Annotated in this window: 8 protein-coding genes; 2 read left to right on the forward strand and 6 right to left on the reverse strand. The window is 69.1% G+C overall.

Annotated elements, in window-relative coordinates:
- The first annotated feature begins 156 nt into the window (after positions 1-156).
- Together ACTH43_RS03270 and ACTH43_RS03275 are read left to right on the forward strand one after the other, a co-directional pair.
- On the forward strand, positions 157-1,749 hold the full coding sequence (locus tag ACTH43_RS03270; protein WP_441443498.1) for a flotillin family protein: 1,593 nt from the start codon (positions 157-159) through the stop codon (positions 1,747-1,749).
- Positions 1,750-2,010: 261 nt separating this feature from the next.
- The gene (locus tag ACTH43_RS03275) at positions 2,011-3,039 is read left to right on the forward strand and encodes an ATP-dependent 6-phosphofructokinase (RefSeq protein ID WP_441443499.1); all 1,029 of its coding nucleotides are present in this window, start codon (positions 2,011-2,013) and stop codon (positions 3,037-3,039) included.
- On the opposite strand, the gene ACTH43_RS03280 is transcribed toward ACTH43_RS03275, so the two are convergent.
- From ACTH43_RS03280 to dnaE, 6 genes are all read right to left on the reverse strand, one after another.
- The gene (locus ACTH43_RS03280) at positions 3,036-3,623 is read right to left on the reverse strand and encodes a DUF1731 domain-containing protein (RefSeq protein WP_441443500.1); all 588 of its coding nucleotides are present in this window, start codon (positions 3,621-3,623) and stop codon (positions 3,036-3,038) included. The genes ACTH43_RS03275 and ACTH43_RS03280 overlap by 4 nt on opposite strands.
- Before the next feature lie 24 nt (positions 3,624-3,647).
- Positions 3,648-3,959, reverse strand: a complete 312-nt coding sequence (locus ACTH43_RS03285) for an NAD-dependent epimerase/dehydratase family protein (protein WP_441443501.1) — start codon at positions 3,957-3,959, stop codon at positions 3,648-3,650.
- A gap of 8 nt (positions 3,960-3,967) precedes the next feature.
- Positions 3,968-5,209: an acyl-CoA dehydrogenase family protein gene (locus ACTH43_RS03290; RefSeq protein ID WP_441443502.1), complete on the reverse strand. Its 1,242-nt coding sequence runs from the start codon at positions 5,207-5,209 to the stop codon at positions 3,968-3,970.
- Between the two features lie 40 nt (positions 5,210-5,249).
- A complete protein-coding gene (locus ACTH43_RS03295) occupies positions 5,250-11,411 on the reverse strand; it encodes an Ig-like domain-containing protein (RefSeq protein WP_441443503.1) in 6,162 nt (2,053 codons plus the stop codon).
- Positions 11,412-11,611: 200 nt separating this feature from the next.
- Complete coding sequence (locus ACTH43_RS03300; protein ID WP_441443504.1) at positions 11,612-12,490, reverse strand: endonuclease/exonuclease/phosphatase family protein; 879 nt, start codon at positions 12,488-12,490, stop codon at positions 11,612-11,614.
- Positions 12,491-12,494: 4 nt separating this feature from the next.
- Complete coding sequence (gene dnaE / locus ACTH43_RS03305) at positions 12,495-16,064, reverse strand: DNA polymerase III subunit alpha (protein ID WP_441443505.1); 3,570 nt, start codon at positions 16,062-16,064, stop codon at positions 12,495-12,497.
- Positions 16,065-16,140: the final 76 nt, after the last annotated feature.

Genomic DNA, 16,140 nt, shown 5'->3' on the forward strand with positions numbered 1-16,140 from the left:
GAAGCAGATCGTCCAGGGCATCGCCGCCTCCGGAATGAAGTGATCGACCGGGAGCGGAGGTCACGAGAAGGTCTCCACTCTCAAGACAGACCAGCGGAAACACGGTTTCAATGAAAGAATCTCTGCGGCAAGCCTGTACTTACCTGAGGGGGACTCATGGAGCTGCTCGTACCCGTCGTCGGCGTCATCGTCGTCGTGGCGGTCGTCCTGCTGATCGCGCTGATCGTCCTGATGCGCAGCTACCGGATCGCTGCGCCCAACGAAGCGCTGATCATCACCGGCCGCAACGCCAAGACCAGCCCGACCGGCGACATCGACCTCGAATCCGGAAGCGCCCGGGTGATCATCGGCGGCCGCGCGATCGTGCGACCGATCTTCGACCGCGCCTTCGTGCTGAGCCTGAGCTCGCGCCAGATCCCGGTCGAGGTCGACGGCTACTCGATGAACGGCATCTTCCTGCGCCTGCGCGGGGTGGCGCAGGTCAAGGTCGGTGGCAACATCGACGACGTCCGCAAGGCTTCGCAGCGCTTCCTCGACCAGCAGCAGCAGATCGACCACTACACCCAGGAGATCCTCTCCGGCACCCTGCGCGCTGTGGTCGGCACCCTGAGCGTCGAGCAGATCATCCGTGACCGTGCGTCCTTCGCCTCCCAGGTGCAGGCCGAGTCCGAGCACTCGATGAACAACCAGGGTCTGGTCATCGACACCTTCCAGATCTCCGCCATCGAAGATGACGGCTCCTACCTGCGGGACTGGGGACGCCCGGAGGCAGCACTGGTCGCCAAGCGTGCCGCGATCGCCGAATCGGACGCGAACCGCGAGTCGACCCAGGCCAGCAACCTCAACCTCCAGCAGGAGGCCGAGTCCAAGCAGGCCTTCGACCTCCGCAATGCGGAGATCAAGGAGGAGACCGACGCTCGGCAGGCCGTCGCCGATGCGTCCGGTCCGCTCGCCCGTGCTGCCCAGCAGCAGCGGATCATCGAGCAGGAAGAGATGATCGCGGTCCGCAACAACGACCTGCGCGAGAAGCAGCTGGTCGCCGAGGTTCACAAGCCGGCCGAGGCCAAGCGCTACGCCGAGCAGCAGGATGCGGACTCCAAGAAGTACACGCGCATCGCCGAGTCGGAGGCCCAGCTGACCGACGAGCGCAACCGCGCCGAGTCCCGCAAGGTCACCGCGGACGCCGAAGCCCACGCCATCGAGGCCCGCGGCCGCGCCGAGGCCGAGGTCGAGCTGCAGCGTCGCTCCAAGGACGCCGAGGCTGTTCGGCTCGAAGGCCAGGCAGAGGCCGACGCCCTGCGTGCCAAGGGCGAGGCCGAGGGTGCGGCAATCCGCGCCAAGGGCGACGCCGAGGCGGAGACCACTCGTGCTCGCGCCGAGGCCTACAAGCAGTTCAACGACGCCGCGGTGCTCAACCAGGTGCTCGAGGTCCTGCCTGCCGTCGCGAACGAGCTGGCAGCCCCGTACTCGAACATCTCCAACCTGTCGGTGTTCTCCACCGACGGCGAGGCGAAGATCGGACAGAACATCTCGGTGGGCCTCGCCCAGGTGCTCGACATGGTCAAGTCCACCACCGGGGTCGACTTCCAGGACACCCTCAAGCGCGCCGCCGACGGCGGTCGCGTGGTGCGTGAGCAGGCCGAGCACACGGAGGGCGCCTCGCGCACCGTCCCGTCGGCCGCTGCTGGCACGGACGCTGAGTCCGGCTCCGGCTCTGACGCCGACGCCGGCTCCGACAGCAAGGCCTGATTCGTCGGAGCGATTCTCCTGAGCGCCCCGGTCCCTCCACGCGGAGGGGTCGGGGCGCTCTGCTGTCCGGGCAGCTCCGGGCGCTTAGCTGTCCGGGAAGCTCCCTGCTCCGCAACCTGCTGTTCACCACCAGGTTTCCCGGGGTCTCAGCAGGCCGGTAGTCCTTCCTCTGCCGCCTCGAGGAGCTCTAGGGTGGAGCCATCTGGCGAGACGGTACGCACCGTTCGCCGCCCCACGCGAGTCAAGAAGAGGCCCTCCCCCATGAAAATCGGAATCCTGACCTCCGGCGGCGACTGCCCCGGCCTGAACGCCGTCATCCGCGGCGCGGTGATCAAGGGCGACAAGTACTTCGAGGACGAGTTCATCGGGTTCAAGGACGGCTGGCGGGGCGTGATCGAGAACGAGTGGATGACGCTCCCCCGCCGGCGGGTGCGCGGCATCGGGCGCATCGGCGGGACCATCCTGGGGACCTCGCGTTCCAACCCCTTCGCCGACGGCGAGGACGGCGCCGAGCTCGTGCGCCGCCATCTGGACGAGAATGACATGGACGCGATCATCGCGATCGGCGGCGATGGCACCCTGTTCACCGCGAACCGGCTCTTCGAGGCAGGCATCCCGGTGGTCGGGGTGCCGAAGACCGTCGACAACGACCTCGACGCGACCGACTACACCTTCGGCTTCAACACGGCGGTGGAGATCGCCACCGAGTCGTTGGACCGGCTGCGCGTGACCGGGGACTCCCACCATCGCTGCATGGTCGCCGAGGTGATGGGGCGCAGCGTGGGCTGGATCGCCCTGCACTCGGGGATGGCCGCGGGAGCGCACGTGATCTGCCTGCCGGAGTTCCCCCTGTCCCTCGACGAGATCTGCGCGCATGTGAAGTCAGCCTTCGACCGTGGCCGAGCCCCGCTGGTGGTGGTCGCGGAGGGATTCGTCCCCCGGGATGCCCCCGAGGACTTCATGAAATACGACCTCGACGAGTTCGGGCGGCCGCGCTTCGGCGGGGTGGCCGAGGTGATGGCCCCGCTGATCGAAGAGCGGCTCGGCATCGAGTCCCGAGCCACAGTGCTGGGCCACATCCAGCGCGGCGGCGAGCCGACCGGCTATGACCGGGTGCTCGCCACCCGGCTCGGCACCGCTGCCGTGGATCTCGTCCATGAGGGCGGCTTCGGTCGGATGGTCGCGCTGCGCGGCACCGAGATCGTGAACGTCCCGCTCACCGCGGCGATCGACAGCGTCAAGCGGGTGCCGGAGCCCCGCTGGCGCGAAGCCGAGGTGCTGTTCGGCTAGCGCAGGAGCGCCGCCACAGCGTCCTCGAGGTGGGGGTACCGGAACTGGAAGCCGACGTCGTCCAGCACGCGCGACGTGGCGTGGCGTCCGGTGAGCCCCAGTGCGGGGTCGGTGCGCAGCAGCGCCGCGCCCAGCCGCAGCAGCGGCGCCGGGGTGGGGAGGCCGAACGGCCGGCCGACGGCTCGGCGCAGGGTGCGCATCAGCTCGGCGTTCTGCACCGGGTGCGGGGCAGAGGCGATGACGATCCCGGCGGGCAGCCCCGGCTGTTCGAGTCCGAGTGCAGCGAGCACGATCCGCACCCAGTCCTCGACGTGGATCCAGCTCACCCATTGCCGCCCGGTGCCGACCGGTCCGCCGAGACCCCAGCGGGCCAGCAGCAGCAGCCGCTCGAGTGCCGGGGTTCCGGCCTCCAGCACGATGCCGGTGCGCATCACCACCACGTGGTCGCAGTGCGCTCCGTCCAGAGCGCGCTCCCACCGCTCGGCGACTCCGGTCATCTGCGGGAGCCCGACAGGTATGGGGCTCGACTCGTCCAGCCGTTGCTCGCCGGCGTCGGACCAGATCGCTGTCGTGGAGGCTTGCACCCAGTGCTCGATCGGTCGCTCGAGCTACTGGGAGGCGTCGACGAGCGCGGTGGTCGCCTCGACGCGGGAGCGGGTGAGGTCGGCGATGTTCTCCGGCGTGGGCCGTGCATCCACCAGTTTGCCCGCCAGGTTGACCACCGCGGTTCCCGGGGCGTCCAGTTCGCGCACCCAAGGGCCCACGGTGCGGCCGTCCCAGGGCACTTCGCGCACCCCGCCGCGCTGGGCGGGTGGGTGCGGTGAGCGGGTGAGGACTACGACGTCATGGCCTCGCTCCGCGAGCGCTGTGCTCAGTGCGCGGCCCAGGGTCCCGGAACCGCCGGCGATGACGATGCGCATCCCTCTGCTCAGCTCTGCAGCGGCGTGTGGTCGGCACCGATCTCGCCGAGCAGTGCCTTGGCATAGGAGGCGTGCACGGACTCCTCGTCGGAGGGGTGGTACATCCCGGCCCGCACGTCCCGGGAGAGTCGCTCGAGCTCGCTGCGGCGGAAGTACTGGGCGCCGCCGCTGGCGCGGAGCACCTGGTCCACCGCCCTGATCGCTGTCTCGGTGGCCCGGGACTTCACCCCGGAGAAGTGCAGGAACCAGCGCGGGCCGTGGTCCGTGAGACCCGGCCCCTGCACCCCCGTCCCGAGGGCGTCGAGATCGGCCATCACCTTCTCGATCTGCAGGATCACGCCGTCCACCCCGATCGCGGCATCGGCCAGGCGCCAGCGGATATCGGGGTCATCCGCGTGGACGATGCCCTTGGTGGCGTTGCGGCGGGTGGTGGCGACCTGGGTGCCGACGGCGAGCGCACGCTCGGCGATCCCGGTGTACACCGAGGCGATGAGCAGCTCGAAGGCGCCGAAGATCCCCATCACGAAGAGATCGGGGTTCGGGCCGACGGGGGTGGTGGTCAGCACCCGGTCCGCGCCGACGGGCGCCGCGTGAAGCCTGGTGGTGCGGGACTGTGAGGCGCGCATGCCGTGGGTGTCCCAGTCGTCGAGCACCTCGACGGAGTCGCTGCGCTCGATCACGCCGAAGACGAGTCGCGGATCCGCTTCGGTGGCCTCGGCGACCCTGCCGTGCACCACCAGCCGGTCCCAGACCGGGGCAAGGGAGGTGAAGATCTTGGTGCCGGAGAGGCGGAAACCTCCGCCGGACTGCACCTCGGCGCGGGTCGCGGAATCGAAGAGCATCGCGTCGTTGCCGGGTTCGGAGATCCCGAAGGCGAACAGCTTCTCCGCTGCGGCGTCCTCGAGGACGGTGCGCACGGAGTCCACGCCGAGCCGGTGGGCATGCAGCGCCGCACCGGTGACCACCAGGTGCATGTTCATCGACAGGGCCGTGGCCGGTGCCGCCTGGGCCAGGCGGCGCTGGATCCGTGAGGCCTCCAGCAGGGAGGCACCGAGCCCGCCGAGCTCAGTGGGCACCAGCAGGCGAAGATAGCCACGTGCCCGCAGATCCGCGAGGTCGTCCTCCGGGAAGGTGTTCTCCCGGTCATGGGTCACCGCGCGTTCGCGAAAGGTGCCCAGCAGCGCGTCCGGCAGGAAGGCGTCAGGAGCGAGGGCGGGGTCTGCGGCGTCGGGGGTGTCAGAGGCGTTCATGACCCCACGCTAGAGCACCCGCGCTGAAGACGTCTGCCCCTCAGACGACGGCGAGCGCGCTGTACTTCCCCTCCGCGTCCACTCCCCGGATGAAGAACTGCACCTCACCCGTGGGATCGTAGGGAAGGGTGAAGGCGCCGGTGCCTCCGATTGAGGTCCAGGCGTATTTCTCGGTACTGCGCCATTCATAGTTCACTGCCCCGAAGTCCGTGGGCTGAGGCATGATCCTGTCCCCGGTCTGGAAGGGGGCGCCTCTCTCGATCGTGATGCTGATCGGTTCGTACGGCACATCGCCCCAGGCGGGGGTGGTGAAGGTATGGGTGACGGTCTCGCTCTTCAGGCCCTTCTCGTTCACCGCATAGGCCGTGACGGTGTAGGTGGTCGATTCGGCGGGTTCGCACGTGGTGTTCATGTTCGATGAGCTCACGACTGTCCGATTGCAGGACAGGCCCTGCGGCTCGACCACGACGTGCTTGAACGGAACACCTCCGGAATCCGCCGGTCTGGTGAGGTAGACAGCGATCCGACAGTTCCCCGGTGAGTGACAGATGAACCCGGAGTCGTCGGCCTTGATCACCGGCGTGCCGGGCTTCGCGTACGGGGTGACGGAGGCCGTGGGGGCGGAGGGGGCGCTCTCTCCGCCCGCGAAGCGGTTGCGGGCCTGCACGGTGAAGCGATACGCGGTGCCGTTGTCCAGTCCGGTGATCCGCACCGCTTCGATCTCGCCGTCCACCGTCTTGGATCCGCCGTCCCAGCGGATCACGTACTCCTTGATCGGGGTGCCGTTGTCCTCGGCGTGCTCCCAGGACACCGCGGCGGTGCCGTTCGGTCCCTCCCCCTCTCCTTCGCTGGGCAGGGTGGCGGTGACCTGGGTGGGTGCCTCGGGCACTGCGAAGGGGACCACTTCGTTCGAAGAACTGGAGACCGCGCCGCGGCCCACCACATTCACGGCGGTCACGGTGAAGCTGTAGCTGGTGTTGGGATCCAGGCGGTGGAAGGTGTGCGACGTGGCATCTGCATCTGCCGTCTCGCTGGTCCCGTCCGAGCTGGTGACGATGTACGAGGTGATGTCCTCGCCGTTGGCGGTGTCGTCATCCGCCGCCGGCCAGCTGACCTTCATCCCGCCGCCGAGCGGATCGTTGACCCGTTCCGCGGTGACCTTCCCCGGCAGCTTCTTGGGCACGCCCGCCGGGTGCTCCGGAACTGACCAGTCGGACCATTCCGAGGGCTGCTCGGACAGGTTGCTGGCGCGCACCCGGAAGCGATGGACCTCGCCGTTGCGCAGGGGCTCCCAGAGCACCTGCATCGTCGCGGCGTCCACGGTGCGCTCCTTGAGCGCTCCGCTCTCGCTGATCTGCATCTGGAGCGTGTACTCCTGGAGCGCAGATCCCTTGTTCACCGGGGCGCGCCAGTCGACCGTGAGACCGCCATCGCCGCGGGTGACGGCGGGCGCTCCCGGCGGCTCCGGCCGCACATCCGGGGTGGCGGGTGCCGAGGGCGCCGAGATCGGTGAGTCCCCGACCTCGTTGTGCGCGATGACCTGGAAGGTGTATTCGCTGCCGTTGGCGAGGCCGGTCAGGGTGCAGGAGGTCGAGGGGCACTCCCGGGACACCGCCGGGCCGGTGGCCGAGGTGACGGTGTATCCGGTGATCGGGGCGCCGTTGTCGTCCCCGGCGGTGAACACCAGCTCGACGCTCCCGTCCCCGACCTGGCCGATCCGCGGGACCGACGGGGCCGCGGGCTTGCCGCGCACCGTCGCGAGGATCTCGCCGCTGACCCGGCGCTCCGGGTCCCCGGTCTGGTCATCCACGATGTAGGACGCGCTGAGCACTCCGGCGAAGTCCTCGTCCGGGGTGATCACCACCTGGTCACCGCTGATGTCCACCGATCCCTCGCCGTTGATCAGCTGCGCCGAGACCAGGGTGAGCGGATCACCGGGGAAGGGGTTCGAGTCGTTGGCCAGCACCGGCAGGGAGGCGGTGCGGCCGGCGTCGATCTCGGCGTTGTCCAGCACTGCGGAGGGCAGGGGGCGCTTGCTCCCGCCGACGAGGAGCTGGAAGTCGGCAGACACCGGGTCGGTGCTGCCATCGGTCACCGTCACCGGGACCTCCACGCTGGCCCCGCGCACCGCCTCCGCCGAGGCGCTTGCCGTGAGGGTGCTCCCGTCGACCGCGATGCTCACCCCGACGGGCAGCTCGGCCCCGGCGAGCGCGAACCGGAGGTCGTCCCCGTCCGGGTCCTCCGCGGCGGCGGTCAGATCGAAGGTGGTCGCCGCACCGCCCTGCTCGAGCTCGAGCGAGGCACCGCGGAAGGTGGGTGGAAGGTTCGTGTCCCCCGGCAGCACCTCGATCGGGATCACCAGCTGACCGGACGCGGCGGTGGCATCACCGGCTGGCCCGTCGGAGACCTCCAGGGAGATCGAATCCCGGCCGGCGAAGTCCTCGGCGGGCCGGTAGCTCAGCGTGCTCTGGTCCACGACCAGCTGACTCCCGTCGGTGTGCTCCGCACTGACCGTGGCCGCATCGAGGATCTGCGCGCCGGCAGCGCCAGGACGCACCCTCACCAGCAGCGGGTCGCTCAGGTCGATGCTGAGCTCGCTGCCCGCGACCACCTCGAGGGTGCCGCCGGCCCATACCGGGGCGATCATCGAGGTGCCAGGCACCCAGACATAGCCGGTGGAGGACTGCCCGTCGACGTCGGTGATGCGGTAGCGCAGCCGCTGCTGCTGCGCGGAGGGCACCAGGGTCAGGATCCCCGACTCGTCCAGTACGGCGTCCTCGCCGCCCTCGCTACCCTCGCCGACGTCGCCGTCGCCGAGCAGCTCGACCTCGAGGTCGTTGATGCTGCCGTCGGGATCGCGGTCATTGGCCAACACATCGACCTGGATCTCGGTCATCTCGGGGTCCAGGACATCTCTGGGGTCCACGAAGTCATCGATCGCGACCGGTGCCCGCAGCGGTGCATTCGGATCCACCCGCACGGTGAGGGTGGCGGCGCTGCTGAGCTGCCCATCGGAGATCTCGTGGAGCACCGGATGGGTTCCCGCCTCGGCAGGCGTCACCACCGTGATCAGGTCCGTGCGCTCACCCTCTGCCTGTGGAACCACCTCGAGGTCGGTGGTGGCGGAGACGGTCTCATGCAGCAGCGTCAGGGCGTCGCCCTCCGGATCGGAATCGTTCTCGAGCACCTGGGCCTGGACCTCGCGCTCGGGCCGGACGTCGATCACGTCGTCCACCGCGTAGGGCGGCTGGTTCTGCTCGGACGGGGCGGCGGTGCCGATGAGCACCTCGGCGGTGCCCACGGCGCCGGAGCGATCCATCACCTGGTAGCGGAAGCGGTCGGTGCCCACCGATCCCTCGAAGGGCACATACTCGATCCAGTGACCGGTGGCGCTGGTGACCTCGCCGAGCTCGGGGACGGGGTCCGAGATGCCCATCAGCATCACCGAGTCGCCGTCGGGGTCGATGCCGGTGGTGGAGACCGGGATCCGCACCGGGGCGCCCGCCACGGCACGCGCGACCAGGTTCTCCGGGCGGGGCGGGGCGTTGGAGGCATCGATCGGGACGATGCGCACGGTCAGCCGGGCCGCGCCGCTGCGTCCGGTCTCATCCACCACCTCGTAGGTGAGGGTCGCCTCGCCGCTCGCGTCGGGTGCGGCGGAGAAGCGGATCTGCTGATCATGGAGCTCGGCCTGGCCGAGGTCCTCGGATCCCGCGATGTCGGTGAGGTCGCCGAGGTGAAGGTCCGAGTTCGTGGGAGAGAGGTCGTTGTCGAGCACGTCGACCAGGACCATGTCACCGGCGCGCACCACGGCCTCGTCCGGGGCGCCGACGGGGTTGGCGAACTGGGTGTCGGTGCGGGCGAGCATCACCCGGATGGTGCCGGTGGAGCTGCCGGTGGAGTTGGCGACTTCGTAGGTCAGCGGCACCGGTTCCTCGGTGACCTCCGCCCCGGGGGATGCCTCGACCCGCACCAGGTGGTGGCCGACCACGGTCGCCTTCAGCCCGCTGCCCTCGGGGAGCTCCACCGAGCCCAGCACCAGCACCCCTCCGGTGGGGTCCACATCGTTCTCGAGCGGATCCAGCAGGGTGTCGCCCCCGGTGGTGACCAGCCCCATGTCATCCACGGCGACCGGCAGCATCGCATCGCGGCCCGGCGGGACCACGTCGATCCGGATCAGACCGCGCGAGCTGGCCGCCGGAGCGGAGACCGTGTAGCCGACGTAATAGGTCCCCTCCGCTCCGCTGACGCTCACGGAGCCGGTGACCAGGTCCGCGTCGATCTCGAGCCCCTCGACCTCGTCGACATGGGTGAGCTCGAGGGAGCCGCCTGCGGGGTTGATGTCGTTGGCCATCGGCGCGAAGGTCGCAGAGCGGCCGGCGACCACCTGCACATGGTCCGTGGTGGTGATCGGCTCGAGCTCCGTATCGGTCACCGACTCCACCTCGAGGACGTCCTCGGAGGTCTTGCCATGCTCGTCACGGAACGTGAGGGTGATCTGCTTGGTGCCGATCACCAGGCCGGCGTCGTCGAGGGTGACGGTGCCATCGGCACGAAAGCTGAGGAGGTCCTCGGGGGCGATGCTCGCATCGGCGAGGTAGAAGGCGTCTCCCTCCGGGTCCTCCCAGTAGGGCAGCACGTTGAGGGTGACGGTGCTGCCGGAGAGCACCTGCACCCGGATGGCCTGATCGGCGGGGACCGGGGCAGTGTTCTGCGAGGGTGGGTGCACGGTGAGGGTGACGGTGGCGGTATCGGTGCCGCCGCGGCCGTCCTCGACCTGATAGGTGAAGGTGGCGGTGCCGCTCGCGGAGTCCTCGACCGCGATCTGCAGCTGCGTGCCGCCCCGGATGGGGGTAACGGTGCCGATGCCCGGCTGCTCGCCGCTGAGCTCGGCGAGCAGCACGTCCCCGTCGGGGTCGCTGTCATTGCGGGTCACCGGCAGCACCACGTTCGCTCCGGCGCGCACCCCGTACTCGTCGTCGTTCGCGGTCGGGGGGCGGTTCTCCTGGTCGCGGTCCGCCTCGACGTCGGTGATGGTGGAGGTGACCGTCTCGGTCTCCTTCTCCTTGTCGTTCTGCTGGATGTCCTGCGTGATCACCCAGTCATCGACCATGGTCATGTCATCCCGGATCATCCAGGAGAAGCCTTCGACGTGGTCGTTGAGCACCACCAGGTCGCGATTGACCCGCAGCACCAGCTCGGAGGAGGCCGTCGCCTCCGGCACCACGCCGGAGGCCGGCTCCGCTCCCTCGCAGAGGCGGAGGTAGCGCTGTGAGCCGTTCCAGGCACCGTAGCTGCAGCCGGCGACCTGGGCGGGTGCGGCCGGGGTGCCGGTCCCGCCCGCCGGGTGCGCCACCGGTGTGCCGCCGTCCATCGGGACCTGGAGCAGCGAGTCCGTGGTCGCGAGCACCACCTGGTCGGAGTCACCGCCCGGCTGCTGGAGGGCGACGCCGCTGGCATCGGCGACCCCGCTGGAGGTGAGGTCGACGGTGCGCAGCTCGGTGCCGAGGCGCAGCAGTCTCTGCTCCCGATCCAGCACCACGGGCTGCTCCGCGACCGCGGTCAGGGCGACCGAGCCCTCCCTCGTGGAGATCCCGCTGACGGTGATCGGGTCCCGCGTCTCGGGTTTCGCGGTGTCCACGCCGCGTGGGAAGGTGTGGAGCTGGTCGCCGTCGAGCACGAACACGGTGCCGGAGGTGGTGACGGTGACCTCCACGGCGGAGCCGCTGGCCTCGTGCACGGGCTCGACTCCTCCCGGGGTGAAGGCGGCGGCCTGCTCCGGGGTGAGGATCCAGACCCTGCCATCGGCGGCAGCGATCGCCACCCGGTCCCCGCCGAGCGCGAGGGAGGACTCCGGTGGGAGCTCGACGACGCCGCCGCGCAGCACGGAGGCGGTGTTCAGGACGCTGTAGCCACGGGCACCGACGGCGAGGACGACGTAGCCCGACTGCACGATGTCGAGGTCGTCACCCCTCAGCGAGAGGCGGGCGTCGAGCTCCTCGGCGTCCACGTTCAGGCGGCCGACGAACCCCTCAGAGCGATTGGTGACCCAGACCCCGCCATTGGAGACGTCGATGTCGGAGGACTGCAGTCCGGGATAGCGCAGCGCGAACGCTGTGAGCACGAGGGCGAACAGGGTGATCACGGCACTCGAAGCAACCGCTGTGCGGCGTCGACGTGCGGCTGCGGCCCTGGCGCTCACTGCGGTGTTCCTCCCCCGCCGCAGTGCATCCCCGGAGGCCCCCCGTCCGGGCGCCTGCCTGCGGCCGTCACATCGTACCGCTCGGTCGGGCGCCGCGGACAGCACCGCCCGCGATGTCTACCCCGGATCGCTCAGCAGCTCATCCCCCAGCAGCTTCAATCACCAGCAGTTCGCCCTTCAGCCCTTCACGCACCTGCACCTCAGCCGGTCATGCGCACCGTCGCGACCACGGGGCGATGGTCCGAGGAGCGTCGGGTTCCCACCTCGACGCTGCTGACCTCGATCTCGCCGCGCACCCAGAGCGAGTCAATGCGCCGCACGGGAAAGCGGGCCGGATGGGTCGCGAGCCTCAAGCTGCGCAGCGGCGTCATGACCACGTCGAGCTGAGCGTGAATCTGTGAACGCGGGCCTACCCTCCGAGCGGACTCCACGACTCGAGCCGTGGACGCGCCGTCTCCTGAAGCCGCCTCCTGGGCAGCATCTCGCCATAAGGTCTGGGCAGCATCTCGCCATCCGGTGGCGGCGAGAGCGGCCAGCTCCGGAGCGGAGGGATCGGCGTTCATGTCCCCCATCAGCAGCGCCGGACCCGTGAGGTCCGCAGCGAGGCGGATAATGCCCTGCACCTGGGCGGTGCGGTGCGCGCGGCCGGCATTGTCGAGGTGGGTCACCAGCACGTCGAGCTCCTGCTCCCCCGGCCCACGGATCCGCGCATGGAGCACGCCGCGGGGCTCCGTCGGCGGCGCGCAGCCAGGGTGGGCGGGCAGCAGGGCGAGGGAGTGCCTGAGGATCTCGTGGCGGGTCAGCAGGGCGAGCCCGTAGCGGCGGGGCGGCTCACTCTCACGGGCGGGCGGCAGCTCGAGAGCGGCACCGAAGCAGACCTGCATCCCCAGCAGCTCCCCGAGTCGTGCGGCCTGATCCTCGTGCCCGGAGCGGGGTCCGAAGCCCTGGTCCACCTCCTGCAGGCCGATCACCTCGGCATCGAGCGCCGCGATCTCGCGGGCCGTGCGCGCGAGATCCACCCGGCCGTCGTCGCCGAGCCCGTGGCGGATGTTGTAGGTCGCCACCCGCCACGTGCTCATCGCATCACTGCAGGCAGCTGGGGCCCAGCAGCGTCTTCAGCGAGGCGTACAGCGCGGCCGAGGGGTTCACCGAGAGCCGCTTGTCCAGCTGCATCAGGGTGGTGCGGCCCGGCTCCTGCAGGCGCAGCCGCACCTCGCTGGCGCCGGGATTGTCCTCCAGCACCCCGCGCAGCTCGCTGACCACACGCTCGGTCGCGCGGGTCGCCGGCAGGGCGATGACCACGGGCCCGTCGGCCCCTCCCCCGGTCTCGGGGACGGTCATCTCCATCACCCGCAGCTCCGGCATGCCCTTGGAGGTGTCCACCCGCCCCTTCATCGAGACGATGAGATCCTCAGCGAGCTCCCCGGCGACCGTCATATAGGTGGAGGGGAACAGCAGGCAGTCGATCGAGCCCTCGAGGTCCTCGACGGTGACGATCGCCCACATGTCACCCTTCTTGGTGGTCTTGCGCTGCAGGGTCGTGATCAGCCCGGCGATGGTCACCATGGCGCCGTCCTCGACGGCACCGTCATCGGCCAGGGCGCTGATCGTGGTCGAGGAGTTCTGGGCGACGACATGCTCGAGCCCGTACAGCGGATGGTCGGAGACGTACAGGCCCAGCATGTTCCGTTCGAACGCGAGCTTCTCCTTGCGGTCCCACTCGGGAAGATCCGGGATCGTGATGGTCGCTGCGGAGCCGGTGGTCATGTCTCCGTCGTCCGCGCCGCCGCCGAACACATCGGCGAACAGGTCGTACTGGCCCTGAGCCTCCTTGCGCTTCACATCGACCACGGAGTCCACGGCGTCCTCATGGATCAGCACCAGCGAGCGACGGTTCGCGCCGAGCTGGTCGAAGGCACCGCCCTTGATGAGGGACTCGATGGTGCGCTTGTTGCACACCGACAGCGGGACCTTGTCCAGGAAGTCGGTGAAGGAGGTGAAGGCGCCCTTCTCCTCGCGGGTGCGGATGATCTCCTCGACCACGTGGGCACCGACGTTGCGGATCGCCGAGAGCCCGAAGCGGATGTCCTCGCCGACGGCGGAGAAGTACAGATCGGACTCGTTCACATCCGGCGGCAGCACGGTGATGCCGCGGTGGCGGCAGTCGCCCAGGTACAGGCCCAGCCGGTCGCGGTTCTCCTGGGTGGAGGTCAGCAGCGCGGCCATGTACTCGGTGGGATGGTTCGCCTTGAGGTAGCCGGTCCAGTAGGACACCACCCCGTAGGCGGCGGAGTGCGACTTGTTGAAGGCGTAGTCGGCGAACGGCATGAGGGTCTCCCACAGCGCCGTCACGGCGGCCTTGGAGTACCCGTTGTCCTGCATACCGGCCTCGAAGGAGGCGAACTGCTTGTCCAGCTCCGACTTCTTCTTCTTGCCCATGGCGCGGCGGAGGATGTCGGCCTGACCGAGGCTGTAGCCGGCGACCTTCTGCGCCGTCTGCATGACCTGCTCCTGATAGACCAGCACGCCGTAGGTCTCGCCGAGGATCTCCGAGAGGGGCTCCTCGAGCTCCGGGTGGATCGGGGTGATCTCCTGCAGCCCGTTCTTGCGCAGCGCGTAGTTGGTGTGGGAGTTCATGCCCATCGGGCCCGGACGGTACAGCGCCGAGACCGCGGTGATGTCACCGAACTGGTCGGGCTTCATCTGCCGCAGCAGGGTGCGCATGCCGGAGCCGTCCAGCTGGAAGACGCCCAGGGTGTCGCCGCGCTGCAGCAGCTCGTAGGTCTTCTGGTCGTCGAACGGCAGGGTCTCCAGGTCCGGCGGGACCTTCCCGTTGCGCTCCATATTCGCGATCGCGTCGGAGAGCACGGTGAGGTTCCGCAGCCCCAGGAAGTCCATCTTCAGCAGGCCGAGGGTCTCGAGCGTGGGGTACTCGAACTGGGTGATGATCTGGCCGTCCGAGGGGCGGCGCATCATCGGGACGATGTCCTTCAGCGGGTGGCTGGACATGATCACGGCGCAGGCGTGCACGCCCCAGCCACGGGTCAGCCCCTCGACGCCCCGGGCGACCTCGACGACCTTCTGGACGTCGGGATCCTCGTCATGCAGCCGGCGGAACTCCCCCGCCTCGGCGTAGCGCTTGTCCTCGGGGTCGAAGATCCCGTTGACCGAGATGTCCTTGCCCATCACGGTGGGCGGGAGGGTCTTGGTGAGCTTGTCGCCCATCGCGAAGGGGTAGTCGAGCACGCGGGCGGCGTCCTTGAGCGAGTTCTTCGTCTTCATCACGCCGTAGGTGATGACCTGGGCGATGCGGTCATCGCCGTACTTGCGCTCGACGTACTCGATCACCTCGCCGCGGCGGCGATCATCGAAGTCGACATCGAAGTCGGGCATGGACACGCGGTCGGGGTTCAGGAACCGCTCGAACAGCAGGCCGTGCTCGAGCGGGTCGAGGTCGGTGATGCGCATCGCGTAGGCGACCATCGAGCCGGCGCCGGAGCCACGGCCCGGGCCCACCCGGATGTCCTGCTCCTTGGCCCACTTGATGTAGTCCGAGACCACCAGGAAGTAGCCCGGGAAGCCCATCTGCAGGATCACGGAGACCTCGTAGTCGGCGCGCTTCTGCACATCATCGGGGATGCCGGAGGGGTAGCGGTACTCCAGGCCCCGCTGGACCTCCTTGACGAACCAGGACTCCTCGTCCTCCCCGGGCGGGGTGGGGAAGTTCGGCATGTAGTTCGCGCCCTCGTCGGTGGTGCGGAACTCGACCTCGCACATCTCGGCGATGGTCAGGGTGTTGTCGCACGCCTCAGGGAACTCGCGGAACAGCTCGCGCATCTGCCGCGCCGACTTCAGGAAGTAGCCGGAGCCGCCGAATTTGAAGCGGTTGGGGTCGTTCAGGCGCGAACCGGAGTTGATGCACAGCAGCACGTCCTGGATCTGCGCATCGTCCTCGGTGACGTAGTGGAGGTCGTTCGTGGCCACGAGCGGGGCGCCGATCGCCTTGCTCACCTCCAGCAGGTCCTTGGTGACCCGCTTCTCGATGTCCAGGCCGTGGTCCATCAGCTCGATGAAGTAGCTGTCCTTGCCGAACATGTCCTGGAACTCGCCAGCGGCCTTGACCGCCTCGTCGAACTGCCCCAGGCGCAGGCGGGTCTGGACCTCGCCGGAGGGGCAGCCGGTGGTCGCGATCAGGCCCTCGGAGTACTTCGAGAGGATCTCGCGGTCCATGCGCGGCCACTTGCCCATCTGACCGTCGAGCGACGCCTCGGAGGCGAGCCGGAACAGGTTGTGCATGCCCGGGGTCGACTTCGACAGCAGGGTCATGTGGGTGTAGGCGCCGCGGGCCGAGACGTCATCGCCGGCGGCCTGCTGCTCCTTGGTGCCCCACTGCTGGCGGGTGCGGTCATGGCGGCTGGTCCCCGGGGTCACATACGCCTCGACCCCGATGATCGGCTTGACGCCGGCATCGGTCGCGGCCTTGTAGAACTCGTAGGCGCCGAAGAGGTAGCCGTGGTCGGTGATCGCCACCGCGCTCTGCCCCTGCCGCTTCGTCTCGGCGACGAGTTTGTCGATCTTCGCAGCACCGTCCAGCAGGGAGTAATCGGTGTGCACATGCAGATGCACGAAGTCATCAGAGTCCGCGGAAGCCATACCCACCAGAGTAGCCGTGGAGCCTCCGACCGAGGGATTCAGGGAGGGGTCGGAGAGGTCACCCAGCACCTCCGGC

Source organism: Brachybacterium sp. (genome assembly GCF_052095815.1).
In the GTDB taxonomy this organism is placed as follows: domain Bacteria; phylum Actinomycetota; class Actinomycetes; order Actinomycetales; family Dermabacteraceae; genus Brachybacterium.

Bases quoted from the DNA above. Each gene is read 5' to 3' on its own strand.
- ACTH43_RS03270 (WP_441443498.1), top strand. From the start codon at position 157: ATGGAGCTGCTCGTACCCGTCGTCGGCGTCATCGTCGTCGTGGCGGTC.
- ACTH43_RS03275 (WP_441443499.1), top strand. From the start codon at position 2,011: ATGAAAATCGGAATCCTGACCTCCGGCGGCGACTGCCCCGGCCTGAAC.
- ACTH43_RS03285 (WP_441443501.1), bottom strand. From the start codon at position 3,959: ATGCGCATCGTCATCGCCGGCGGTTCCGGGACCCTGGGCCGCGCACTG.
- ACTH43_RS03290 (WP_441443502.1), bottom strand. From the start codon at position 5,209: ATGAACGCCTCTGACACCCCCGACGCCGCAGACCCCGCCCTCGCTCCT.
- ACTH43_RS03300 (WP_441443504.1), bottom strand. From the start codon at position 12,490: ATGAGCACGTGGCGGGTGGCGACCTACAACATCCGCCACGGGCTCGGC.
- dnaE (WP_441443505.1), bottom strand. From the start codon at position 16,064: ATGGCTTCCGCGGACTCTGATGACTTCGTGCATCTGCATGTGCACACC.